This is a genomic window from Chachezhania antarctica, assembly GCF_003646465.1.
In the GTDB taxonomy this organism is placed as follows: Bacteria; Pseudomonadota; Alphaproteobacteria; order Rhodobacterales; family Rhodobacteraceae; genus Chachezhania; species Chachezhania antarctica.
Genome location: NZ_QZEX01000008.1, coordinates 1 through 25922, shown reverse-complemented (window position 1 = coordinate 25922; position 25922 = coordinate 1). Strand labels below are relative to the sequence as shown.

The 25922-nt window shown below is 62.8% G+C and carries 19 protein-coding genes and 1 CRISPR repeat array; of the genes, 6 read left to right on the top strand and 13 right to left on the bottom strand.

Features of this window, described 5'->3' with window-relative positions:
• Positions 1–16: 16 nt before the first annotated feature.
• From D4754_RS16020 to D4754_RS16010, 3 genes are all read right to left on the bottom strand, one after another.
• A complete protein-coding gene (locus tag D4754_RS16020; RefSeq protein ID WP_121065455.1) occupies positions 17–1519 on the bottom strand; it encodes an aldehyde dehydrogenase family protein in 1503 nt (500 codons plus the stop codon).
• A gap of 391 nt (positions 1520–1910) precedes the next feature.
• Positions 1911–3380, bottom strand: coding sequence for a MocR-like pyridoxine biosynthesis transcription factor PdxR (gene pdxR / locus D4754_RS16015; protein ID WP_121065451.1), 1470 nt, complete (start codon positions 3378–3380; stop codon positions 1911–1913).
• A gap of 132 nt (positions 3381–3512) precedes the next feature.
• Positions 3513–4886: an aminotransferase family protein gene (locus tag D4754_RS16010; protein WP_121065448.1), complete on the bottom strand. Its 1374-nt coding sequence runs from the start codon at positions 4884–4886 to the stop codon at positions 3513–3515.
• 237 nt (positions 4887–5123) lie between these two features.
• Here D4754_RS16010 and betI point away from each other — a divergent pair, with 237 nt between their 5' ends.
• The 4 genes from betI to betA are packed head-to-tail and all read left to right on the top strand — an operon-like array spanning position 5124 to position 10328.
• A complete protein-coding gene (betI, locus tag D4754_RS16005; RefSeq protein ID WP_121065445.1) occupies positions 5124–5705 on the top strand; it encodes a choline-binding transcriptional repressor BetI in 582 nt (193 codons plus the stop codon).
• Entirely contained in the window at positions 5702–7210 is a 1509-nt protein-coding gene (gene betC / locus D4754_RS16000) for a choline-sulfatase (RefSeq protein ID WP_121065442.1), read from the top strand. Before betI ends, betC begins: the two co-directional genes overlap by 4 nt.
• Before the next feature lie 2 nt (positions 7211–7212).
• The gene (betB, locus tag D4754_RS15995; protein ID WP_121065439.1) at positions 7213–8670 is read left to right on the top strand and encodes a betaine-aldehyde dehydrogenase; all 1458 of its coding nucleotides are present in this window, start codon (positions 7213–7215) and stop codon (positions 8668–8670) included.
• On the top strand, positions 8670–10328 hold the full coding sequence (gene betA, locus D4754_RS15990; RefSeq protein WP_121065436.1) for a choline dehydrogenase: 1659 nt from the start codon (positions 8670–8672) through the stop codon (positions 10326–10328). Before betB ends, betA begins: the two co-directional genes overlap by 1 nt.
• On the opposite strand, the gene D4754_RS15985 is transcribed toward betA, so the two are convergent.
• The 4 genes from D4754_RS15985 to cas9 form a co-directional block, all read right to left on the bottom strand.
• Positions 10325–11881 (bottom strand): hypothetical protein, encoded by a 1557-nt coding sequence (locus D4754_RS15985; protein ID WP_163025942.1) that lies wholly within the window; start codon positions 11879–11881, stop codon positions 10325–10327. The two genes, betA and D4754_RS15985, sit on opposite strands and share 4 nt — an antisense overlap.
• A 699-nt stretch (positions 11882–12580) precedes the next feature.
• Positions 12581–14525: a CRISPR direct-repeat array (repeat unit 36 nt; unit sequence GTTGCGGCTGGACCACGAATTCTGAACGGCTATCCT).
• A 73-nt stretch (positions 14526–14598) separates the two neighbouring features.
• A complete protein-coding gene (gene cas2 / locus D4754_RS15975; protein ID WP_121065430.1) occupies positions 14599–14904 on the bottom strand; it encodes a CRISPR-associated endonuclease Cas2 in 306 nt (101 codons plus the stop codon).
• Between the two features lie 35 nt (positions 14905–14939).
• The gene (gene cas1 / locus D4754_RS15970) at positions 14940–15851 is read right to left on the bottom strand and encodes a type II CRISPR-associated endonuclease Cas1 (protein WP_121065428.1); all 912 of its coding nucleotides are present in this window, start codon (positions 15849–15851) and stop codon (positions 14940–14942) included.
• Positions 15852–15917: 66 nt separating this feature from the next.
• Positions 15918–19157 (bottom strand): type II CRISPR RNA-guided endonuclease Cas9, encoded by a 3240-nt coding sequence (cas9, locus tag D4754_RS15965; protein WP_121065425.1) that lies wholly within the window; start codon positions 19155–19157, stop codon positions 15918–15920.
• A 734-nt stretch (positions 19158–19891) separates the two neighbouring features.
• Between cas9 and D4754_RS15960 the strand changes: the two genes are divergently transcribed.
• On the top strand, positions 19892–21196 hold the full coding sequence (locus D4754_RS15960) for an AAA family ATPase (RefSeq protein ID WP_121065422.1): 1305 nt from the start codon (positions 19892–19894) through the stop codon (positions 21194–21196).
• A complete protein-coding gene (locus D4754_RS15955) occupies positions 21183–21965 on the top strand; it encodes a retron system putative HNH endonuclease (RefSeq protein ID WP_163025941.1) in 783 nt (260 codons plus the stop codon). The genes D4754_RS15960 and D4754_RS15955 overlap by 14 nt, the downstream gene beginning before the upstream one ends.
• A gap of 456 nt (positions 21966–22421) precedes the next feature.
• Here D4754_RS15955 and D4754_RS15950 read toward each other — a convergent pair whose 3' ends face one another.
• From D4754_RS15950 to D4754_RS15925, 6 genes are all read right to left on the bottom strand, one after another.
• A complete protein-coding gene (locus D4754_RS15950; RefSeq protein ID WP_121065416.1) occupies positions 22422–23066 on the bottom strand; it encodes an NADPH-dependent FMN reductase in 645 nt (214 codons plus the stop codon).
• A gap of 210 nt (positions 23067–23276) precedes the next feature.
• Positions 23277–23480, bottom strand: a complete 204-nt coding sequence (locus D4754_RS24050) for a hypothetical protein (RefSeq protein WP_163025940.1) — start codon at positions 23478–23480, stop codon at positions 23277–23279.
• A 129-nt stretch (positions 23481–23609) separates the two neighbouring features.
• On the bottom strand, positions 23610–24593 hold the full coding sequence (locus D4754_RS15940) for an N-acetylmuramidase domain-containing protein (protein ID WP_121065410.1): 984 nt from the start codon (positions 24591–24593) through the stop codon (positions 23610–23612).
• Between the two features lie 242 nt (positions 24594–24835).
• The gene (locus tag D4754_RS15935) at positions 24836–25114 is read right to left on the bottom strand and encodes a hypothetical protein (protein ID WP_121065407.1); all 279 of its coding nucleotides are present in this window, start codon (positions 25112–25114) and stop codon (positions 24836–24838) included.
• Complete coding sequence (locus D4754_RS15930) at positions 25086–25541, bottom strand: hypothetical protein (protein ID WP_121065404.1); 456 nt, start codon at positions 25539–25541, stop codon at positions 25086–25088. The genes D4754_RS15935 and D4754_RS15930 overlap by 29 nt, the downstream gene beginning before the upstream one ends.
• A gap of 16 nt (positions 25542–25557) precedes the next feature.
• Entirely contained in the window at positions 25558–25848 is a 291-nt protein-coding gene (locus D4754_RS15925; protein WP_121065401.1) for a hypothetical protein, read from the bottom strand.
• Positions 25849–25922 lie beyond the last annotated feature (74 nt).

The window sequence follows — 25922 nt, the reverse complement described above, 5'->3', positions numbered from 1 at the left end:
TGCCGTCATCCGCCTCTCACATTGCCATCACGATGGTTTTCTTGCGGGTGAAATGCTCCAGCATCGCCTCCAGCGAGGCCTCCTTGCCCAGCCCCGAATTGCCGAAGCCGCCATAGGACAGGTTCGGCTGGATGGTCAGGTTCTGGTTCACCTGCACGTAGCCTGCATTCAGCCGCTTCGTGGCGTCCAGCGCGCGGGTCAGGCTGTCGGTCCAGACAGTTGCCGCCAGCCCGTAATCGGAATCGTTTGCAGCAGCTATGACCGCCTCATAGTCGCTCCACTTCTGGATCACGCAGACAGGGCCGAAGATCTCTTCCCGCGCGACGGGGCTGTCTTCCGGCAGATCCAGAATCAGCGTCGGCTGCATGAACAGATCCGGCGCAAGCCCGCCGCCCGTGGGCAGCGTCCCGCATTGCACGACGCGGGCGCCCGGCGTGGCGTCGGCCACCGCGATGTAGCGGTCGATGGTCGCTTTTTGCTTCGCGTTGATGATGGTGCCGATCTGGGTGGCCTCATCCAGCGGATCGCCGATGGTCATCGTGTCCAGCTGCGCCTGAAGCGCCTCAAGGAACGTGTCATAGAGCGTTTCGTGCACGTAGATCCGCGAGGCGGCGGTGCAGCTTTGCCCCTGCCGCGTGAACCGCATGCCGGAAATCGCCCCGGTCACGACCTTTTCAAGGTTCGCGTCCTCGCAGACGATCATGGGGGATTTGCCGCCCAGTTCCAGCGACACCGGCACGATCCGCTTGGCGCCTTCCTGGTAGACGATGCGGCCCGCGGCCTCGGACCCGGTGAAGGTGATCTTGGCGATATCGGGATGCGCCGTCAGCGCCGCGCCGCAATTGGGCCCGTCGCCCACAACGACATTGACGACACCATTCGGAAGGTACCGATCAAGGATCGCGGCACAGGCGAGCGTGGCAAAGGGCGCTTCTTCCGATGCCTTGATGACGACCGTGTTGCCGGCCACCAGCGCCGGGGCGATCTTCAGCATGGTCAGGACCAGCGGCACGTTCCACGGCACGATGGCCCCGATCACGCCCAGCGGTTCGCGGGTGGTGGTGGCGAAGACGGACGGATCGAAGGGGACGGTCTCGCCCTTCAGCTCCGACCCCAGCCCGCCGTAGAATTCCAGCAGGTCGGCCGACACGGCCAGTTCGCCCCGACATTCGGTGGCGATGGCTTTCCCGGTTTCTCGCGCCAGCAGTTTCGCGATGGCCTCGGCTTCGGCGGTGATGGCACGGCCGGCCTCGGCGATCATCTTGCCGCGCTTGCGGGCGGCGATATCGGCCCAGCCGGGCTGTGCTGCCTTGGCGGCGGCGACGGCCGCGGCGACCTCGGGCTGCCCCGATGCGGCAGCGGTCGCGAGGACCTGCATCGTCGCCGGTTCCATCACGTCGAGCGTGCCGGGCACCGGCACCAGCGCGCCGTCGACAAAGTTGTGATCGGCCAGGACGGCAAGCCAGTCCTCGGCGGTGGAGACGTCTTCGAGACGCAGGGAAGTCGGTGAGGTGTTCATGAGACTACTCTGGCGCAATCTGCCCCCGGCAATAGGACCAGCCGGGGGTAATGGACGGCTCCAGACAGATGATTGAAAAGGCGGAAAAATATCCCGCTCAAAACCTTTGATGCCCGCGGGAACATGCCAGCCACAAGAATCGGCAAGCCAACCCGTTTTCCAGACCCGGGAATTGCAGCCCCGGATCGCGAAGCGATCCGGTTCGCGCCCGACCCGCCCCCCAGGGCGGGCGCGAATGGATGACGCATTCGAGAGGGTCGGAAATCGTTCGTACACCGCAAGGCAGTCCAAGCGTTGCCGCCCACCCTCGGGTCGGGCGCGAACCTGCCGTCGTTCCTTGGCGCTGGGTGATACCGTAGGGTGCGTGCTCCGCACGCACCGAACCCCGGCCCTAATGCGTGCGCAACGACCGTGCAGCCGCAGCGATCTCGGCCACGCCGTTCGCGATCAGCTTCGCGTCAATTGCACTCAGACCCAGCCGGAAATAGCGCCCCGACTGGTCGGCCCTGACAAAAGGGTCGCCCCGTTCCACCAGCACACCACGGGCGGCGGCGGCTTCGATCAGGTCCTCGGCCTTCAGCCAGGGCGGGCATTCCAGCCACAGGCTCGACCCGCCGATGCTGGGGCTCAGGCGGAACTCGGGAAGCTCGCGCCGCACCGCGGCAACCGCCTCGCGCCAGCGTTCCGACAGCGCCTCGCGCACCGCGCGGACCATACCGGCATAGTGTCCGTTCGCCAGCAGGATCGCCGCGGTCCGCTGGTTGTTCAACGGCGCCGACCGGTGCATCAGCCGCCGCATCGCGCGGGCCTCGGCAATCAGCGGCGCGGGCGCCACGACGTAGCCGATGCGCACGCCCGGCGCCAAAACCTTGGACATGGTGCCGATGTAGATCACGCGCCCGTTCTGATCGATGCTTTTCAGCGCGGGTGGCGTCTTGGCCGACCGGACCTCGCCTTCGTAATCGTCCTCAAGGATCAGGAAATCCTCGCGCTCTGCCATGTCCAGAAGCGCGCGGCGGCGGGTGTCGGACATGGTGACCATGGTCGGGCAATGATGCGCGGGCGTGACAAACACCAACCCCGCGCCCTTCAGCAGAGCGTCCGTGTCACCATCCAGCACCAGCCCGTCATCGTCGACCGGCAAGCGGCGCAGATCGGCACCATGCGCACGGAAGATGTTGCGGGCATCCGGATAGCCCGGATCCTCGACTCCCACCCCGTCCCCGGGGTTCAACAGCAGCTTGGCCAGCAGGTAGATCCCGTGCTGCGAACCCAGCGTGACCATCACCTCGTCCCGCCGCGCGAAGATACCCCGCTGCGGCAGCACGTGACGGCAAAGCTGTTCGACAAGCAGCGGATCATCGTCCAGCGCGCGGTCGGAGGCCCAGTAGTCAATCGCCGACCGTCCCAGCGCATCGCGCGAACAGGCGCGCCACTGGTCGACGGGGAACAGGTTCCGGTCCACCTGCCCGTAGACGAAGGGATAGCGGAAATCCTGCCAGTCCCACGGTTTCTCGATATGCCGCATCTCGGACGGCATGAATTTCAGATGTTTCCGCCAGGAGACGCCGCCCGTCTGGGGCACAGTCTCGACCGTGGCAACAGGCGTGGGCTCCACCGCGCCGACGAAGAAGCCCATACGCTCGCGACTTTCCAGGTAGCCTTGCGAGACGAGTTCCTCGTACGCCGCCGTCACCGTGTTGCGACCGACGCTCAGGCTTTTGGCCAGATGGCGTGTGGCGGGCATGCGCTGGCCCTGCTGCAACTTGCCGTCCAGAATCGCGTTGACCAGCGATTGGCGGATCCAGGATTGCAGAGGCGTCCCGGGGGACCGGGGGTGAAACAGCGCATTGTCCAGCATGGGCAGATCGTGCTGAAAAACGCGCCGGACTGCAATGTGCTGCGCTGCGGCGTGTGTGGTTACCCAAGGTTCTTGGGGTGCCGCACGAAAGGATCGCCCAAGTTTTGGGCGATCCTTCAGGATAGGCTCATCTCAGACGCGTGCGGCGACCTCGGCCAGCGCGGTGTCGATGGTGCTCACGATCCGGTCGATATCCTCTGCCGTCGCGATCAGCGCGGGCGACAGGCACAGCGTGTTGTTGAAGCCCGGGATCGACCGGTTGGTCATGCCGATCAGGACGCCCTGCTTGTCGCAGGCCCCGACGACCTGCGCCACGATGGCCTCGTCCAGCGGGTCCTTCGTTGCCTTGTCGGCCACCAGCTCCAGCCCGGCGAAGAGGCCAAGGCCACGAGCGTTACCCGCCCAGGCGTGCTTTTCCGTCAGGGCTTCCAGCCCTGCCAGCAGACGCGCCCCCATGGTCTTGGTGTTGGCCAGCAGGCCCTCGTCCTCGATGATCCGCATGTTCTCGATCGCCGCTGCCGGACCAGCCGTGCAGCCGCCGAAGGTCGAGATATCGCGGAAATGGTCCAGCGGATCGGTGGCATCGGTGCGGAACATCTCGAACACGTCTTCCGTGGTCACAAGGCACGCGATCGCCGAATAGCCCGAAGCCACGCCCTTGGCCATCGTCACCATGTCGGGCTTCACGCCGTAGTTCTGGTAGCCGAACCATTCGCCCGTCCGACCGACGCCGCAGACGACCTCGTCGATATGAAGCAGGATGTCGTATTTCTTGCAGATCTCCTGCACCCGCTCCCAATAGCCTTCGGGGGGCACGATCACGCCGCCGCCTGCCGTGACGGGTTCAAGACACAGCGCGCCGATGGTGTCGGGACCTTCGCGCAGGATGACCTCCTCGATGGCATCGGCGGCACGCTGGCCGTAGTTTTCCACGTCCCACTGGGCGCGGTATTCAAGGCAATGCGGGACCTCGACGAAGCCCGGCGCGAAGGGGCCGTATTGCGCGGCCCGCTGTTCCTGTCCGCAGGCCGACAGGGTGCCGATGGTGGTGCCGTGGTAATCACGCTCGCGGAAGAGGATCTTGTGCTTCTTGCCGCCGTACTTCTTGGCCGCGATCTGGCGGACCATCTTGAACGCCTTCTCGTTCGCCTCGGACCCGGAGTTGGTGTAGTAGACGCGAGAAAGCCCCGGCATCTTGTCGGTCAGCATCTCGGCAAAGCGCGCGCCGGGGATCGAACCGGCGCTGCCGGCGAAGTAGTTCATCTTCACGACCTGATCGCGGATCGCATCGCCGATGCTTTCGCGGCCATAGCCCACGTTCACCGTCCAGACCCCGCCCGACACGGCATCCAGGAACTCGGCCCCGTTCTGGTCCCAAACCCGCATGCCGCGGCCTTCCACGATGATCCTTGGATCCTTGGTGTCGAAGGCGCGATGCTGGATCAGGTGGTGCCAGACATGGGCCCGGTCGGCCTCGACGATCCCGCCGATATCATTGTCGTACATTTCCGCCTCCGCGTGAGTTGAGTTGGAGGGGACTATTTGCCTGTCTCGGGAAACTTGACAGCGCCAGACGGGGCCAATGGGGGGAACCAGCGCTGGCTGCAGAGTTGATTGACTGGTCAGTCAATGGCTGGCAGAACACGCTAAAGCGGCAACGCGACTCGGCAACCCGGCGCCCCTGCCGTCGGGCTTTTGATTGGAAGGCGGGGCAAGAGACCCGCCGCAGCGGAAGGACTTGAAATGGCCAGTGAACTCCAACGCCGCGCCGAACTGGTCGAGGCCACGGTGCACGAAATCGGCGAAGCCGGGTCCCTGAACGTCACCGTCAGCCGGATCGCCAAGCGGGCCGGAGTCTCGTCCGCGCTTGCCTTCCACTACTTCGGCGACAAGGACCGGCTGTTCCTCGCCGCGATGCGCCATATCCTTACGATCTACAGCGCCGAGGTGCGCGGCGCGCTGATCACGGCCACCACCCCGCGCCAACGGGTCGAGGCACTGATCCGCGCCAGCTTCGGCACCACCAACTTTCGCCGCGATGTCATCGCCGCTTGGCTGAATTTTTACGTTCTTGCGCAATCGTCCGCCCCGGCGCGGCGGCTGCTGTCGGTCTACCACCGGCGGCTGCAATCGAACCTCACCCACGATCTGCGCCCGCTGATCGGCGACCGCGCCCCCGGCGTGGCGGAACGGATCGGCGGCCTGATCGACGGGCTGTACCTGCGCAGCGCCATCACGCCCGACGCGCTGGATGGGCGGGCAGCGGCAGAACAGGTCCTTGTCATGCTGGACCACGAAATCGGCACCATCGGAGACGCCAAATGACCAAACCCAACATCCTGATCCTGATGGTCGACCAGCTGAACGGCACGCTGTTCCCCGACGGGCCGGCAGACTGGCTCCATGCCCCGAACCTCAAGCGTCTCGCCGCGCAATCCGTGCGGTTCGAAAATTGCTACACCGCCTCCCCCCTCTGCGCGCCGGGGCGGGCCTCGTTCATGTCCGGGCAACTGCCGTCGATGACCGGCGTCTATGACAACGCCGCCGAATTCCCGTCGGACCTGCCGACCTATGCCCATCACCTGCGCCGGGCGGGCTATCACACCGCGCTGTCGGGCAAGATGCATTTCGTCGGCCCCGATCAACTCCACGGGTTCGAAGAACGCCTGACCACCGACATCTACCCGGCCGATTTCGGCTGGACCCCCGACTACCGCAAACCGGGCGAACGGATCGACTGGTGGTATCACAACATGGGGTCGGTCACCGGCGCGGGCGTGGCCGAGATTTCCAACCAGATGGAATACGATGACGAGGTCGCGTACGAGGCCGTCCGCAAGATCTATGACCTGTCGCGCGGCCATGATGCGCGGCCATGGTGCCTGACCGTCAGCTTCACCCATCCGCACGACCCCTACGTCGCGCGCAAGAAGTACTGGGACCTGTACGAGGATTGCGAGCACCTGCTGCCCCCGGTCCCCGCGATGGATTACGAAGACCACGACCCCCATTCCAAGCGCATTTTCGACGCGAATGACTGGCGCAGCTTCGACATCACGGAAGAGGATATCCGCCGCTCCCGCCGGGCCTATTTCGCCAATATCTCCTATCTCGACGAAAAGATCGGAGAGATCCTGGACACGCTGGAACGTACCCGTCAGGAGGCGGTGATCGTCTTCGCGTCCGACCATGGCGACATGCTGGGCGAGCGTGGGTTGTGGTTCAAGATGACCTTCTTCGAAGGCTCGGCCCGCGTGCCGATGATGATCCGGGCCCCCGGGCTCGACCCGCGCCACGAAACGGTGCCGGTGTCGAACATCGACGTGTGCCCGACGCTCTGCGATATCGCCGGGATCTCGATGGACGAGGTCGCGCCGTGGACGACGGGCGAAAGCATCATGCCGCTGGCCCGCGGCGAAGGCCGGACCAGCCCGGTGGCCATGGAATACGCGGCCGAGGCCAGCAATGCCCCGCTCGTCGCGCTGCGGCAAGGTTCGTACAAGTACACCCGTTGCGCGCTGGACCCGGAGCAGCTGTTCGACGTGGAGGCCGACCCCCACGAACTGACGAACCTGACGGACGAGCCGGCCCATGCCGACGCGCTGGCCGACCTGCGTGCAAAGGCCGATGCCCGCTGGGATCTGGACCGCTTCGACGACGAGGTCCGCCGCAGCCAGGCGCGGCGGTGGATCGTCTACGAGGCGCTGCGCAACGGCGAGTATTATCCCTGGGATTACCAGCCGCTGAAGAACGCCAGCGAGCGCTTCATGCGCAACCACATGGACCTGAACGTCGTCGAGAACAACCAGCGGTTTCCGCGCGGAGAATGATCATGACATACCAGCCCCAACCCCAGGCCAGCCACTTCATCGACGGCGCCTATGTCGAAGATACCGCAGGCGCCCCGATCCCCGTGATCTTCGCCGCCGACGGCGAGGAAATCGCGCGCCTGCATGCCGGCACGCCTGCCATCGTGGACCGGGCGATCACGGCCGCTCAGGCCGCGCAGAAGGACTGGGCAAAGTGGTCCCCGCGCGAGCGTGGCCGCGTCCTGACCCGTGCGGCGCAGATCATCCGGGAACGGAACGAGGACCTGTCGCAGCTTGAAACGCTCGACACCGGCAAGCCGATCCAGGAAACGACCGTGGCGGATGCGACCAGCGCCGCCGACGCGCTGGAATATTTCGGCGGGCTGGCCGCGACGCTGACGGGCGAACATATCCCGCTGGGCGAGGACTGGGTCTATACCATCCGCGAACCGCTGGGCGTCTGCGTCGGCATCGGCGCGTGGAACTATCCCACGCAGATCGCCTGCTGGAAGGCCGCGCCCGCGCTCGCCTGCGGCAACGCGATGGTGTTCAAACCGTCCGAGATGACGCCCCTTTGCGCGCTGAAGGTGGCCGAGATCCTGATCGAGGCCGGGCTGCCCAAGGGTGTCTTCAACGTCGTGCAGGGAATGGGCGAAACCGGCGCGGCTCTGGTGGCCGATCCGCGTGTGGCCAAGGTGTCGCTGACGGGATCGGTGCCCACCGGGCAGAAAGTCTACGCCGCCGCCGCGGCCGGCATGAAGCACGTGACGATGGAAATGGGCGGCAAGTCCCCCATGATCGTCTTCGACGACGCCGATATCGACAACGCCGTGGGCGGCGCGATCAACGGCAATTTCTACTCCACCGGCCAGGTCTGTTCGAACGGCACGCGGGTCTTCGTGCAGCGTTCCGTGCGTGACGCCTTCCTGGACCGGCTGACCGAGCGCCTGAAGGGCGCCGTGATCGGCGACCCGCGCGAGCCTGAAACCAACATCGGCCCGATGGTCAGCGAACGCCAGATGCAGATCGTGCTGGGCTATATCGAAAAGGGCAAGGCCGAAGGCGCGACTCTGGTGGCCGGTGGCAACCGCCTGAACCGGCCCGGTTTCTTCGTGGAACCCACCGTGTTCGCCGACGTGACCGACACCATGACCATCGCGCGCGAGGAAATCTTCGGCCCCGTGATGTCGGTGCTGGATTTCGACGATGAAGACGAAGCGATCGCCCGCGCCAACGACACGCAGTTCGGCCTGTCGGCGGGCGTCTTCACCCGCGATCTGTCCCGTGCGCACCGCGTGATCGGCGCGCTGGAGGCGGGCAGCTGCTTCATCAACTCCTACAACGACGCGCCTGTCGAAGCCCCCTTCGGCGGGGTGAAGATGTCAGGCGTGGGACGCGAAAACAGCCGTGCGGCGATCGAGCACTACAGCCAGATGAAATCCGTCTATGTCCGCATGGGCGATGTCGAGGCGCCGTTCTGATGGAAGCCGATTACGTCATCGTGGGCGCGGGCAGCGCCGGCTGCGCCATGGCCTACCGGCTGGCCGAGGCCGGCAAACAGGTGCTGGTGATCGAACATGGCGGATCGGACCGCGGTCCGTTCATCCAGATGCCGGGCGCGCTGTCCTACCCGATGAACATGTCGCTTTACGACTGGGGCTACCAGTCGGAACCCGAACCCCATCTGGACGGCCGCCGGCTGGCGACGCCACGGGGCAAGGTGATCGGCGGATCGTCCTCGATCAACGGGATGATCTACGTGCGCGGCCATGCCTGCGATTACGATCACTGGCGGGATACGGGGGCGAAAGGCTGGGGCTATGCCGACGTGCTGCCCTATTTCAAGCGGCTGGAGAACTGGCACGATGGTGGCCATGGCGGCGACCCTTCGTGGCGCGGCACGGACGGCCCGTTGCACATCACCCGCGGTTCGCGGGTCAATCCGCTGAACCACGCCTTTGTCGAAGCCGGGCGGCAGGCGGGCTACCCGGTGACGGGCGATTACAACGGTCACCAGCAGGAAGGCTTCGGCCCCTTCGACATGACCGTCTGGAAGGGTCAGCGCTGGTCGGCGGCGAATGCCTACCTGAAGCCCGCGCTGAAGCGCCCCAACTGCAATCTGGTCAAGGCCTTTGCCCGGCGTGTCATCATCAAGGATGGCCGCGCCACGGGCGTCGAAGTGGACCGTGGCGGCAGGACAGAAGTGATCACCGCCCGGGCCGAGGTGATCCTTGCCGCGTCCTCTCTCAATTCCCCAAAGTTGCTGATGCTGTCGGGCGTAGGCCCGGCCGCGCATCTGGCCCAGCACGGTATCGACGTGATCGCCGACCGCCCGGGCGTGGGCCAGAACCTTCAGGACCATCTTGAGCTTTACATTCAGGCGGCCTCCAGCCAGCCGGTGACGCTGTTCAGGTACTGGAACCTTCTGGGCAAGGCCTATGTCGGCGCGCGGTGGCTGCTGAACCGGACCGGCCCCGGGGCATCGAACCAGTTCGAAAGCGCGGGCTTCATCCGCAGTCAGGCCGGCGTCGAATACCCCGACATCCAGTACCATTTCCTGCCCATAGCGATCCGCTACGATGGCAAGGCCTCGCCCGAAGGGCACGGCTTTCAGGCCCATGTCGGCCCCATGCGCTCCCCATCGCGCGGGGAGGTCACGCTGCGGTCGGCCGATCCCAAGGACGCGCCCCGGATCCTTTTCAACTACATGGCGGAAGAGAAGGACTGGATAGACTTCCGCCGTTCGATCCGCCTGACGCGCGAGATCTTCGAACAGCCCGCCTTTGCGCCCTATTACAAGCACGAGATCCAGCCGGGCAAGGATTGCCAGACCGACGACGAACTCGACGAGTTTATCCGCGAGCACGTGGAAAGCGCCTATCATCCCTGCGGCACGGCCCGGATGGGCGCGGCATCTGATCCGATGTCGGTGGTCGATCCGGAATGCCGTGTGATCGGTGTCCATGGCCTTCGGCTGGCAGACAGTTCGATCTTCCCGCAGATCACCAACGGCAACCTGAACGCACCGTCGATCATGACCGGCGAAAAGGCCGCCGATCACATCCTTGGCCGCGCGCCATTGCCCCCCGAAAACGCCCAGCCCTGGATTGCGCCCGACTGGCAGACCGCCCAGCGTTAGGGCGCGGGCGGCAGGACGCCCTTCTGCTGCAGGACCTGCAGGAGAGAGATGATGGTCTCGGCGCTCAGATCGACAGATCCCTTGACGCCAAGGCCCAGACCGCCCTGCCCCACCTCGTGCGGGGAGCCTTGCGTGAATTGCGGATCGAGCGCCTGAAGCTCAACCGGCAATTCCGGACACAGGGGATGCGCCGTCAGCAGCAGGTCGATCCCCTGCACGAACGCCGTGCGCGCGGCCGCGATCAGCGCGGCCTTCTTGTCGTCCTCGTCCACCGGCGCCGAACTGTCCTGCCCAAGATCCACAAGCTGGAAGATGGCGCAATTGTCTTCGATGGTGACCGACGCGGCGGCGCGGACGTCGATGTCCTCCACCCGGGTTTCATCGCCCCGTTCCCAGTTCTGGGCGCCGGTCCGCGCGCAATCGTAGCTGCGCGCTTCCAGCTTGGCACTGGCGATCACGGTCTCGCCCTCGGCGGCAAGGTCCACATCCTTCAACTCCACCCGGGCCGCACAATTGTCCACCAGCACCGTTCCGGCGAAAAGCGTCGGCAAGTTCTGCTGAATGTCGCGGAGGTCGAGCGTTGCCCCAAGTCCGATCCGCGTGGGCGCGACCGACGTCATGCCCAGTTCGACCTGATATTCCAGTGGCGTCTCTGCCGCCTTCAGGCTGTTGTCGAAGCGGAACGCGACCGTGGGGGCCGTGGGTGCGGGCATATCAGCGGGCGCCTTGGGCAGGTGGCCGTTCTTCTGCAGCAGATCCAGCATCGTGATCAGCTGCGCCGACCCCGTCGACACCGATCCCGCCAGATCCAGACCCAGCCCGCCGTCGCCGATCTCGAACGGGCCGCCATGGGCCAGTTCCGGTTCCAGCACGGCAAGCGTGGGCGGGATCTTCGGGCAGATCGGCGTGTCGCGCAGGGCCTTGTTGCCGTGTTCCAGTATCGCCTCGCGAATGCGGTCCGTGGCGCCCACGGCCGTGCTCAGCCAGCCCAGGAAGCCCGTCGGGTCGATCTGAAGCTGGCGAAGCTCGAACTCCACGCACTGGCCCTTCAGGCCGGCGCCCATCAGCGCGTCGAACTTCACCGTCTGGGTCAGAAGGTGAATGCCGCGAACGGCGTCAGGCGTCCCGTGGCCCTTGCAGCGGTACAGATCCGCCGTGACGGAGCCCTTCGCGCGCACCGACGTATCCTCGGCCTCGGTCCGGTCCAGCCGGACGGTCAGTCCGATCCGGCAATCGGGATCCTTGCGGCCCGACAACAGGATCGGCAGGTCGCGCTGGATCTGACGCAGATCGACGGCCGCGTTCAGACCGATCCGGGTTTCGGTTTCCGCCTTGAAGCCAAGATACAGTTCGACAGGCAGCGCGCCCTTGGGCGAGGCGATGCTGTGCGCGATGTAGAACGCCACATCCCCGGCAAAGGCCTGCACGGGGACGGCCGCCCTGGACACGGCCTGGCGGACCGGCGGGCTGGTGTCGGCGCTGCCGCACCCGACCAGGGTGATGGCCGCCCAACCGGCCACCACAGGGCGCAATACCCGCCATAGTCTCTGCATCGTCACCATCCTCGAATGCGTCGCCGGATGCTGCCAAGTTTCGACACACGTGGCACGCGAATTCACGCGATAGGCGTCGCAAACTCTGCCGTTGCGCTGCATTTGCATCGCTGGCGCCTTGCGGCCCGGGAGCATTGAATGCGGCCGGTCCCAAGAGGGGCCCAGCTGCCTGATGTCCGGTGCGATCAATGATGAAATGGTGACCCCGGCAGGATTCGAACCTGCAACCTGCCCCTTAGGAGGGGCTGGGCTCCCACGCAAGACATGGCATTTTCAGCAATAGAACGGTTTTCTAAACAGTGATGTTCTCCGTTTGTGCAGGAGAATTCGGCTTCCGCAGGTTCAGCGAACCAAAGAGCATACCCTACCTGCCCTTCTTCACCTCTTCCAACTTTCGGATCGCCGTACGCAGGTCCCCCAGGGCAGAGTCGATAGACCCGCGCTGAGCCCCCCGCGTGCGCGCCAGTTCTGCAGCTGCGCCGCGTGCTTGCTCTAGCGCGGACTGTATGGGGTCACCGATCGTTGGCATGATCTATCCATAGTGCCATGCTCGCACCAAGCACAGCAGAAAAGGGCCGCGGAAAACGGAAGTTCGCCGCAGGCGCATGCTCATCGTAGGGAAATCGTTAAAGCTGCCGTTCAAACACCTCGGCAGAGATCCCGATTGAGGGTTTGCGCAGAGCCAAGAAGCGGCATGGCGTTGCGGCTGGACCACGAATTCTGAACGGCTATCCTTCCCACGGCCCCAGGCGGCGCTTGGCCATTGTTGCGGCTGGACCACGAATTCTGAACGGCTATCCTTTTTCCTCACAGAACTTGATATAAGCCTCAGTTGCGGCTGGACCACGAATTCTGAACGGCTATCCTTATCCACCGGGAACGCGGACGAACGCGCCCGTTGCGGCTGGACCACGAATTCTGAACGGCTATCCTAAATCACTTTCTGCAATAGCGCGGTGGCTCGTTGCGGCTGGACCACGAATTCTGAACGGCTATCCTCATCCTCTCCGCCCTCGACACACAGGGGGAGTTGCGGCTGGACCACGAATTCTGAACGGCTATCCTACGCCGGGCAAGGCGGCACCGATCGCCAAGTTGCGGCTGGACCACGAATTCTGAACGGCTATCCTCGCCGCGCTGACCTTTGTGCAGCCGATCCAGTTGCGGCTGGACCACGAATTCTGAACGGCTATCCTCGCCTGGGTGGTTCTAGCGCTGATCCCGGTGTTGCGGCTGGACCACGAATTCTGAACGGCTATCCTCTGGCCACCGAAGGCCGGATCGAAGCGGCGGTTGCGGCTGGACCACGAATTCTGAACGGCTATCCTGCCTTCGTCGTCGACGGGGCACCAGGTGGGTTGCGGCTGGACCACGAATTCTGAACGGCTATCCTTTTCCTTGAAATGCTTGGCGATGATCTTTTGTTGCGGCTGGACCACGAATTCTGAACGGCTATCCTATGATCGGAAAGCATATCGGCGTGAAAGCAGTTGCGGCTGGACCACGAATTCTGAACGGCTATCCTCTGGCGGGCACCGTAGCGGCGAACGTGCTGTTGCGGCTGGACCACGAATTCTGAACGGCTATCCTGAGGAGCTGGAAGCCGAAGCGATCGCTGCGGTTGCGGCTGGACCACGAATTCTGAACGGCTATCCTATGCGCTGGATCGCCCTGTTGGCTGTCACTGTTGCGGCTGGACCACGAATTCTGAACGGCTATCCTGACCTGGCACGCGTTCAGCATTACCGCTCGGTTGCGGCTGGACCACGAATTCTGAACGGCTATCCTTTCTGAATTTCAGTGTCGGCAGTCTCTATCGTTGCGGCTGGACCACGAATTCTGAACGGCTATCCTTGCGGCCACAAACATCCACTTCTTGAGCCAGTTGCGGCTGGACCACGAATTCTGAACGGCTATCCTGAACACGACCGTGACCGTGACCGGCGTGTCGTTGCGGCTGGACCACGAATTCTGAACGGCTATCCTACAACGGCTTGACTGCCGTGATGGAGATCAGTTGCGGCTGGACCACGAATTCTGAACGGCTATCCTGGTGAACATCGCGCTTTCGTCCCGGCGCAAGTTGCGGCTGGACCACGAATTCTGAACGGCTATCCTGCCCAGAGAGATTTGGGCGGGCCAATTTGAGTTGCGGCTGGACCACGAATTCTGAACGGCTATCCTCTGCCCCTTCAAGATCCGCGAAATGTGCGAGTTGCGGCTGGACCACGAATTCTGAACGGCTATCCTCGACAAGTTTCCAGTGCCGCAGCATATGCTGTTGCGGCTGGACCACGAATTCTGAACGGCTATCCTGCTTTTGTGAATGTTGCGCAGGCCGGCGCAGTTGCGGCTGGACCACGAATTCTGAACGGCTATCCTTCATGGATTATCAAGGGTTTGTACTCACCCGTTGCGGCTGGACCACGAATTCTGAACGGCTATCCTGGGAGGAATGGCGCCCCGGGCATCGCCGCGGTTGCGGCTGGACCACGAATTCTGAACGGCTATCCTTACCGGAGGCGACAATGGTAAACTCCTCAGTTGCGGCTGGACCACGAATTCTGAACGGCTATCCTCGCTCCCGAGTTGTTATGGCAATAGCTGGGTTGCGGCTGGACCACGAATTCTGAACGGCTATCCTTGATCCACCCTCAAACCCCTGACAAAACAGGGGTTTGAGGGTGCGTCGAGTGGAGCAAAATGGGGAATCATCTTCAGAAAAGCGCCAGTTGCTCTGGATTCCTGCGGGCAGCTCGTCGGCCCTGATCCGAGAAGTGGACGATATCACGATACTGGCGATCAGTGAAGTTCAGCACCTGGATGTCGCCCTTCTCAGGCAGGTTCCGCTCAATTCGGCTCACCCTTGTCTGGAAGGCCTCCTTGCCGTTGACGAAGCGGGCATAGACCGAGAACTGGCTGCGCTCGAAGCCCTCGTCGAGCAGGAAATTGCGGAACTCGGTCGCGGCCTTGCGCTGGGGCCTGGTGTCGGTTGGCAGGTCGAACATCACGAGTATCCACATGATTCGGTATCCTGAGAGATAGGGCGCCTCGGCGTTCATGCTCCCAGCCCCGCAAGGGTGAGCGGGTCAGGCGGGGCGGGCAGGGCGAGCGCGAGCTTGCCGGTCTCGAAGCTCTGCCCGAGTGAGGTGGCCAGCTTGCAGAGCGCGACGGAGACGGGCGTGAGGCCGTTGCCTAACTGCAGGTCGAGCGCGATCAGGCGAGCGAGCGTTTGCTTGGCCTCGGTATCGATCTGCACGCCGTTCCGCGCGACCAGGCCTCGCACCGCACAATCGACGAGGGGGCGGAAGGGTTCCATCAGGTCGTCGGCCAGGGCAAAAGCATTGCCGCGGTTGGCATGGTGCACGCCGATGGACGGGTGCAGTCCCGCGGCGACGACGGCGCGGGAGGTGGCGGCGCGCAAGACGGTGTAGCCGTAGTTGAGGAGCGCGTTGGTGTCTGAAGCGGCGCGGTCGCGCCGGAACTCACTGCCCATCATGAGCGGCCAGTAGAGGCGGGCGGCCTGGGCCTCGACATTTGTGGTGTCGCCGCTCGTCACCTTGCGCCGGAGCATGGTGACGGGGCCGTGCACCTCGCCCACCGCCTTGAGCGCGGCGGCCTGCATGTCGATCTTGGCCACGACGACCTGCTTCCAGACCTGTTTCAGCAGCGGTGTCCTGGCCTGCCACTGGGCCCGCAGCCGCGCGCCCTGCGCATGGTGGCCCTCGAGCGGCATCAGGACCGAGCGGGGCGCGTGATTGGCGGCACACAGGACAACCGGGGCGCCACGGTCGGCCAACTCGGTGAGAAGCGAGGCGGAGCAGGTCGTGCCGTGGGCATGCACGATGACGCCGGCGATCTGGTCAAGCGGGATGCGGCCGACCTCTGCCCCATCCTCGCTGACCTTCAGGAACCCGCGGTCGCGAGACAGGTGCCGCCCGTCCGTGGCAATGTCGATAATCTGGTCCACAAAAGCATTCCCGGAAAACCGGAGCAGGGTCCCCGACCAGCCGATTCGTTGAAATGGCGGAAATCCTTACCCTTTCGGGCCGGGATCGCGGAGGCGGCCAGCTTCGTCCACGAAGACACGGCGCAGTCTGGCCTTCACGATCGAGCCTGCGCCAAGTTGGAGGAGCCGGAACCCGCTGTCCTTGTCGCGGTGTCGCGCATCGGCATTCGCCTCAGTGTGCTCGGCGAGGAAAAGCCCATTGGCGACGTCCAGTTTCTGCACGTAACAGATCAGCGTTTGTCCATCCCGTTCCACTGCAACCATGTCGCGCTTGAAGATGCGCAGGAGCCGTTTCGCGGCGGGATGCGGGCGCTTCTCCACCCCGGTATTCGACTCGAACGTCGTGACGACCTGTGGTGTCACCTTGCCGTCGGACAGACGCCACAACTCGTAGCAATGGTTGCTGTCGCCCTTATAGGCCTTGAGCGGTCGCCCGTCGGCCCCAGTTCCGATCTCGACCCGCGCGCTTTGCTGGAGCGCCTCGATCAGGCGCACCCTTCGCAACCCCCTATATGGCCCCGGCCGGGCGGCAAACTCGGCAAGCGCCGCTTCGAACGCTTTACCGTCCTTGCCCCTCGTCGCGACCTCAAGAGCCATCTGCAGCTGCGGGTCGCGGATGTTCTTTCCCTTCGGCGTGACCACGATGTCCCCGGGCTTGAGCGACAGGAGCGGCGTCCGACTGACGACTGTCGTTGCGTCGACGATGCCGTAGGCGGTGTCGTTGTGCAGTTGCCCCGTGGTGCTGTCCCGCCCGGACTTGCGCGCCTGCGGGTCGATCCGGCCATGATCGGCGCGGTGGCTGACGATCATCGTTGTGAGGCGTGCTTTGACGTCGCTGCGGAACCCCTCCCAAGGAGGCGGGGTTTCCCGGGCGACAAGCTCGGCGGACTGGCCCGCCTCTTCCCCTTGGCCTGCCGCGCGGCTGATGCGGTTCAAGAGGCTGCGGTCGGTCGCGGCAACGACGGCCGCGTCGATCGCGTGGTGCCGGTGGTCGGTCCGGTTCTTGGCCTTGACCGCCCCGCAGTCGGCATCGCTGAGAAGCGAGTTGAGGCCCCAGTGGCGGCGCAGCATCTCGGTCATACGACCGGGAACGACCCAGACGTGGCCGCCCTTGGTATAGAGCGTGTCGAGATAGGTCCGGGCGATCCGGGCCAAGTACTGCGTGTCCACCAAGGCCCGGTCGAGGAATTCCCGTTCCCCTTCGAACCGCTCCATCGCATCCGGGGCGAAACGCCAGCGCTTGTTCTCTGACAGGTTCTTGAGGTTGGCCTCGACCGCGTCCCATAGCAAAGTGCCGCCCCAGGCTTCCCACGGCGTCCGGTTCCGCTTGTCGCGGTTCGCCTGTTGCAGGCACAGGGTCCGGTTGGCGAAGCTGTCGTCCAGAGTGCGCGAGTAGGGCAGGATGTGGTCCACATCGCAAGAGCCGTCGAACAGCATCGTCACGCTGATCGTCTCGCCCGTATAAGGGCAGCAGCGGGGTCCAACAGCCGGCCCGAGATCTTCCCAGAGACGCAGAAGCATCCGGTTGTGGCCGGTGTCTGGCTGCCTGAGCTCCTCAAGCTGTCTAGACCGACGCTGCGCATCCGCCGTCGTGTCGCGGATACGCTTCATCGCCTCGCGCTTCTGCTGCTCGGATTGCTTCAGTTCGCGTGCCAGTTCCACGACGATCTGGTCGGGCTTGCCGTGGATGTCGATGATCCTGTTCAGAAGGCGGCGCAGCTGGTTCAGGCCGATATGAACAGTCGGGTTGGTGATCCGGCCGTAGCGGGTGATCTCGTCGTCACTCTCGTCATAGGTGCCGGGGATGACGTGCCGTTCCAGCACCTCGCCATAGTAGGGAAGTCGGTCGAGGTACTCTCCGGTACGCTGATTAGAATGATGCCAGCCGCAGGCGGCCACGGCCTCGGAATAGGTCAGGACGTCGGCGCGCAGCTGTTCCAAAATCGCCTGCGTCGCCGTCAGGCCGAGTCGTCCGTAGCCTTCTGGCAAGGGCGCGTTCGCCGTTGCTGCGGCGTGATCGGCATCCAACTGGTGGGCCCCGATCAGCCAGGCCACCAGCTCCTCATGGTCGCTGTCGCTTTCCACCGCGCGGATGCGCCCGATCACCTCCCACTGGTCCCCCCACGCAAGGGCCGACCAACGCGGCCCGAACCGATCCGGATGCGACAGGCTGGCCCGAACGGGGTCGCAGGCGATGGCGTCCCGGACACCAGTTTCCAGCGTGAAGCGCTCGCCGTCCCGTAGCTTCAGGACCTTGGCGAGGGCGGCCAGCGTCATCGACATGGACGAGAGCGACTTCGTCGGCGCTTTGTTGTCAAGCGAATGGACGACCCGGTCCCGTTCTTCCCGAATCAGCGGCCGAGTCTCGCGCCCGTCGGCGGTGATGCGGAGCTGGTTGACGGTCTCGTAGAGGGTCCGGCGCTGTACAAGAGGATGCGCCTTCGGCAGGCGCTTTTCCCTGGCGGGGACGCCGTGATGGCCCGAGAACAGGCACAGGCCGACCACGGGTTCTTTCAGGGGGCGCTGGTAGAAGATCTTTTCGAAGACCAGGTCGCGGAGGCCGCCGGTCAACACATCGGGGAAATGCTCCGCCTGCGCCGCCCAAAGCGCATGAAACTCAGCCTCGAGATGGCGCCTTTCCGGGTAGAAATCGTAGCCGGCCTCTTCCTTCGCGTCCGGTCCGCCCCGGCCGGCAACCGAAAGCCGTGTTCGCACCGAGGGCACGTTCCGCGTGTCCGTTGCACGGGCTCGGCGCATGTGCAGAAACTCGCCGTAGGTCCGGGCGCAGGCGTCATGCATCGCCCAGTCGAGCCGCTGGGTCGCGTCCTTTATCTTGCCGCTTTCGTTGTCGCCCCGGTCCGTCTTGCGGTTAGATTTGAAGCCACGCCGCTGGTTGAGGTGGAACAGGGCGCGGCCCAGATGGGCGAGAGGCAGAGGTTCGTCGAGACCCCTTGCGCGCAGCTCATAGGGATCAAGGAGCGTCAGCGACCTGGCCTCGGCCGGATCGGCCGGCATCAGCCCGGCACCGGCGAGCACCTTCATCAGGGACGCGCGGCGGCGCAGATAGCGGTCGCGCCGACGGCGCATGGCCCGCGCCGCGCGGCGGTCGACGGCGAGTGAGGCCCCGGATTTCGGATCGCGGCCATCGGAAAAGATGCGCACCCCGCCGTCGATCACGCCTTTGATCGCGCTGTCGGTCCCAGCGCTTTCCGTTTCATAGAGCCACCAGCCGATTGAGTTCGTTCCAATGTCCAGACCCAAACGCATCCTGTCCCTCCAATCTTAAATGCTGAACAGGTTCTATTGGGCGGCCCAAGTTTGCAACTTGAAACTACGGCGAAACCGTGGGACAAGAAGGCCGTTCAGAATTCGCGGTCGAGCCGTTAACAAGCTCGAAGTAGCACCACATCGAAGCGCGTCCCACGGGGCGCGTTTCCTTTTGTAGCTCTGTCCCGCTCTGTAGGTGGCTTAGATGCCCATGCCTAATGCATCGCATTGTGAGCTCAGCGTCCCTAACACGTAAATTGCGTAAGGTTGGAAAGTCCGTACGGCGGACCCCGGGCTGGGCGCAGTTCTCGCTCTCGCATCGAAAGACCGCTTTGGCGAAGCTGCGATGCGGCACCGATGAAGACAATAAATGTCGGCTTCGGGCCGAAACTGACTGTTACCCACGAGCAACACCCAGGGCGGGGAGCCGACTTTCGCTGCGACGGTCACGAACGGCAGCTCCGCGCGGGAGACGCACTTTGCCGGGTCTAGAAGAAGAGTGCTTGCTTAGGCTGTGACTGCCCAGAGCTGCCGGTTGCGACTTGCCAAGCACAGCGGCGCAGCCTCAACGGAGCCGCCTTCGGCGCAACTTGCCGCATTGGCCGAAAAGTTGGCGATAGGTTGCTCGTTTATCGATGCACTTGTATGAGGGGAGGATGGAACCGTAAGGTTGTTATCTGCCTCAGCTAAGGTAGCTAGATTATCGGCGACAACTTATCGCAAAGGGTAGCCAATTGAAGATCAAAAAGGTCCGCTGCGAAAATTTTCGTCGTTTCAGAGACTTTACGGTTGATTTCGACGAGCACCTCACAGTGCTTGTCGCAAGAAATGGCGCGGGAAAGAGCTCAATACTTGATGCATTGGCGATATCGTTGGGCGCCTTCATTACTCGCATTCCTAACGTGTCAGGGATCTCGCAAAAAGAGACCGATTTTAGGGTACTTACTGATGGTTCCAAGCCGCCATACAGCAGGGTTACATGCGAAACAATTGACGGCATTGTCTGGGACCGGACAGAGCGACGTGACAAGACACGCAAGACCACCAAGCAAGTACCCTCTGGGCACGGCCTCAAAGAACTGAATGAATACGTAGATAGCATCGTTGACAAATTCAATGAAAATATCGAGGTGGAATTTCCAATTATTGCCTATTACGGGACCGGCCGCGGTGTTTTCGAGGTGCCGAAACGCAAAAGGGGGTTTAAAGGGAGTTTCACCAGGTACGACTCTTACGACGAGGCTTTGGAAAGCAAGGCGAATTTCAAGAAGTTCATTGAATACTTTTATAGTCTTGAAAATTTCGAGTCAGGCAAGCAACGCGAACTGAAGTCTTTCGATTATCAGCGTCCCGAACTTCGCGCAATCAGACAGGCGGTTGAGGCATTCATGCCTGAATTCAGCAATCCGCGAATGTCGTATCCTGCAGGAATAATGGTCGATTGGGAAAGGGACGATGGAGTTTACCCGCTTCGAGTCGAGCAACTGAGCGACGGGTATCGCATTGCACTAGTGATGGTTATGGATATTGCAGCCAGAATGGCAGAGGCAAATCCTGAAGGCAGCAACCCTCTTGCTGTACCTGGAGTGGTTTTGATTGATGAAGTTGAGCTTCATCTGCATCCGGGATGGCAGCAGAAAATCCTGTTAGATCTAACACGGGTATTTCCAGGTGTTCAATTTATTGTTTCCACCCACAGCCCACATGTAATAGCAACCGCGCGTCCAGAGCAGTTGCGTGTAATCGAGTGGAATGGATCTGAGGCCGAACTTGTGGAGGTGAAGTTCTCTGAAGGTGCCGAAAATGCACTTATTGTGGAACGAATTCTTGGTGTAAGCTCCCGCCCTGAGGGAATTCAGATCGTGGAGAAACTGAATGAGTACCAAGCTCTAGTTGAGGCTGGGAAATGGAAGACCGAGCGGGCGCTCAGCTTAAAAAAAGATTTAGATGAATGGGGTAAAGGGTACGACCCAGAGATTGATCGGCTCGAGATGGATGTTGCCATTCAAGAAATGGATTCAAAAGTTGAAGAGAGTTGACAAGCAGGATGAGCCAAACTTCATCAAATCATTCAATGAGGACAATGCCTATGATGGAGTTAATCACAACGAGCACTGGAATAAGTTTAAGCTTGAAGCGGATTATCAAGTCGAAGTAGTAGATCGTCTTTTGGAAGATCAGGGGTTTCTATGCGCATACTGTGAGATTGATATCTACCGTCGCGACGGTGTCGGCGGAATTCAGGACATCGGAGTTGAACATTTCCATCCAAAGAGCTCCTTTAAAGATAATATCGCTTGGGTCACAAAATGGAGCAACCTGTTGGCGGTATGTCTTGGGGGATCGAATAGTGCGGTTCACGATCCAGACGTAAGATATGGGGCGCCTGATCTTACTTGCGACAAGATAAAGGCAAATGCGATCCTGGACTCAGCAATCCTGAATCCCCTACATGTGCCGGGCGCTCCATTACTATTTAAGGTGAGCAGAACCAGTGGCGAACTAGGCGTCAACGCCGAAGCCTGCGCTATCGCAGGCATCGATGCTGAACTTGCCCAATGCACGATTAGCCAACTCAACCTGAACGCCGATAGGCTTAAAAAGGCGAGACGCGACACCCTAAACGATGTTGCTAACGCCCTGATTGAACAGGTAAGAAGGGGGCGGTCTCCCGCGGAGGCTCGACAAATCATTGCTAAGGCTCGGCTAACTAAAAGTAATGGACGTTATCTGCGGTTCTTCACCGCTTGCAGATCCTATCTTGGAAAAGAGGCAGAAGTAGTTCTGGGGTCATTAGATCCGCACTAAATTTTCTATCGACGCCAAGAATGCGTTTCCATTTCAGATTTGAGTTTGTCAGGAAATTACTTTTGCATTTCGGGCGAGCTAACATCGCACTCGGCGCCTGAGTTGAACGTCTGAACTGGCAGATATGAAACCGCCTGTAGCTCTCTTGTCTTAGTATGAGCTGACCGATTGCTTTTGCGCTTGGCGCAGGGACCAGTTCGGCTGGGGCCGGTCATCCGATGCGCTTCGCGCGAATGTCCGGAGATGGCCAGGACCGGCCATCCGTCGCGTCTTGCACGAAAGTCGGCTTTGGGCCGGAATTTGGCCTCGAACGGGCCATTGACCAAGCGTGCGCTGGTGTCGACTATAGACGCAGCTACTTCGACTTCAGTCATGATCAAGTCGCCATTTTCAATGGGAGTCGCGGGATGGTCTTGCTGCTCGCACCGGCACTAAGCGCCCATACCTTCAGGCTTGTCATGGCGCGTTACGTTGTGACGAGACTCGGTCGAATGCGCCGGTCGCTCGGGTATCACCCTCCAGGCGCTGACGCTGCGCGGCCTCTGCCCACCATTCCAGCTGACCGAGCGTGCGCCCGACATAGCTGTCCCATTTCGCTGAGTCCGAGGTCCATGCCCCTTCGTCGTCGAGGACTTCTTGTGCCGTGGGAAGGTGGGACATTGCCGACACCGGTAGGCACCCAAGCTCAGAGAGAAACCCGCGCATACCCATAGCCGCGCGCGCACCGCCCCATTGACCGGCCGAATATGTGACGATGGCGCTCGGTTTCCAGGCAAAGCGCGATGCCCCAAAGTGGTTCAGAAGATGTGCCAGCGCTGGGGACATGGAATGGTTGTATTCCGGGCTGGCCATCACATAGCCGTCTGCTGCCAAGATTGCCTCGGCCAGATCGCTCAGCGCCTGGGGTGCGCGTCCCTCGGCATAGGCGAAATGCGGCTTGAAGATGCCCCCCATGTCGTAATCCAACGGATCGATGATCTGCGCGCCATGGGCGCGGTCGGCGATAAGACGGTGACACATCATACTGACGCGCTGGCCCAGCCTTGCCGGTCGGGGCGGAGTACTGTCACGGGCTGAACCCAAAAAGATGAGGAATTTCATGTCTTGATGATAGAGCGGCCGGGCGATTAGCTCAACTGGGCATCCCGGATGGTCCGCAAGCTGTGAGTTCGGGGGCGCCAAGATTACGCAGCCTCAGCGAACGTCCGGTCTGATGAAGCTGCAGCGTGGCGATTGACGGTATCGACAAGGTCCGGTTTGGACCGGATGCGACGGCCCCCGCGTGCAAACGTCGCCCGAACGGATCTCAGTTCACCACGCGCAACCGGCTTCCGAGGCCAGCACAACGTCTGTGCCGGCTTCCCCGACCGAATGCGGCGTGATGGATGCTTCGCGGGCCAGAGCGGCCCGCAGGGCGGCGACAGGGCGCTGCAGGCCGTCACACAGGCCCGATGTCTCAACAGGAGTCGTGCAGGCGCTCATACCAAGCGCAGCCGACAGGGCGATCCAGCGCATTGTCTATCCTCTCTTTGGTGTCGATGTGGTTCTGCAGGTCCTGGACCCGGTCACCCCTGGCCCAGAACACAGCCCCGGCCGTGTAGGCGGCGACGATGATCGCCGCCCCGATGCCGACAAGCGCCAGCCTCATGTCAGCACCCGGCGTGACAGGATGGTCCCACCGGCGACCACGGCCAGCCCGATGGCGCCGTAGATCATCAGGTCGTAGGCATGCTCCGGCACGACAGCCTGTAGCCCGGCCGCGGCCGTGGTGATCGTCCCGACCGTCGCAGCGCCCTTGCCCACCAGTTCGGACACCCGGTCGACGGGCGTGGCCTGTTTGACCGGCGCGGCCGATGTCCGCGCTTCCAGGGCCGCCCAGGTCACCTGACCGACAACGCCGTCGACCTGCAGGCCGACCCCGCTTTGGAACCGGCGGACAGCCGTGTCCGTCTGAGGGCCGAAGCTGCCGTCCGCCTCGATCTGCAGCGCGGTCTGCAGCCGGCGAACGCCAGGCCCCGAGGATCCGAGGCGAAGCACGGCAGGCGACGCCACGCCGCCGCTGTGGCGTCGGTAGGCCGCTTCCATCTTGCGGGCATAGGCGCCGCCCTGCCCGCCCCCGTTGTAGCGGGTTTCGATCGTCTGCCAGTCGTGTGCCCGGATGGCCGATGCCAGCCCCCAGGACGTGACCAGCGTTACAAAGGCGGACAGGTGATCGCCTTCGGATGCAGCCATGGCCTTGACCATGGCGGTCGCGGTGTCGAAGCCGGCCGCCTCGCAGTTGAAGCCCATGATCTGCGGCCCGCCCCAGCTGGTGGCGCGGTACGTGGCTTCGGCATCCAGCGCTTCAGCCTTGGAGAACATCTCTTCACGTGCGGAGGTCTTGAGCCGGTACGAAGCCTTCCACGGCGCCAGCGCCCCGGGCCGGAACCCGATATGGGGCCAGAGCGAGCGTGGCATGTGGTGCGGCTCGAACCGGCGCGTCAGGCTGCCGTCGGGGCGGAAGCCCCTCCCGGCGCTTTCGACATCCCAAAGCGCGCGGATCGCGGCTTCCTCGCAGTTCAGCAGCATCGCGGCCGAAGCGAATGCACCGGCCGACATCGGCGCGGCGGTTCCTTTCCAGATGGGCATGATGGTTCTCCAATGCAGAAAACCCCGCGTAAATGCGGGGCATTTGGTACGGGTTGTCTGGTAGCGAGCGGATCTCGGGTTGGTCTTTTAACCCTTATTCAGGGTCTCGATGCGAAACGTGGCCCATGAGACCAAACATCCGCTCGATGACCTTCGACATACTGGCCTGCGCAATCGGATTGGCGATCAGCGTGGACAAGGCTCTGTGGTACGCTCGCCTGTTGTTCTGATCCGATCGGCTTTCAACGCGATCGGGTGCGATCTTCGAGGACCGCAAGGACGCGGCCGTGCTCGTCTTGCTTTTCGCTCATTTCCTGCAGGTCGCGCTGGATGACAGCCAGGACCGGTGCGATGTCGCCGGCCCGGCAGGACGCCCCCGAGACCGCGGCAGCCACCGCGGCGCTGGTCGGTTTGCCTTTCTTGACGCCACGGATCGTGACGACGATCGTTCCGATAAAGGCGCCCAGCCCTGCCCCGACGATCGCAACTTCTTCAGGCCCGAGGCCGAGCAATTCGGACATCAGCGCCGCTCCTGTATGCTGCAAGTACATCGAAGGCTGCCAGGACCAGGTACGTGCCGAACCCCGTGGTCAAAGCCACCGCGTTCTGGAAGACGGCGCCAGCCGTTAGCCAGGCCCAGCCGAAGGTGACCGCCAGCATCGTGAACACCGTGGCCCCCACGACAGCACCCGTGGCCCTCATGACAGGCGAGCGACGCCACTGCCCGTTGATGTAGAGCGCCGCAAGCCGAGCCGAGGCTATCAGCGCCAATGGCGTCGACAGCATGGCCTCGTCGAAGCCCATGCTGCGGAAGGGCGCGAACCCGGCCCGTCCCATCGTGTCGCCGGGCACCATCAGGGTGATCGCGAAGACCAGCAACACGCAGCTGGTCAGCCACTCGGTCGCGCGGCCGTGCTCGATTATCGCGAAAGCTATGCGTTTGGACATGTCGACCTTGACAGGCTCAGGTCGCGAAGCAGGCCGAGGCCTCGGCGATCCTGGCCTCGGACACCTCCGCATGATCGGGATACTCGGGCACGCCCGCGGCAATGTTGGGCTCATGGCGGATCGGCGCGCCCTCTTCGCGAAAGGTTGCCACCCGGTGACCATCCACGAAGAGACCGATCTCGCGCGGATCCTGCGAGTAGAACATGCAAAGCCGTGTCCGGTCGTCCAGGACGACATTCATGTCCGTCCGGATGTGGTTGATCCACACATTCATGTCGAAGGTGCAGAGCTGCGAAAGACTTGCCATGGGAAATTCCTTTCTGAGGGTTGAGGAGTGAAGCCGGCTATCAGCCGTTCAGGAAGATACCGGACACCTGCGCG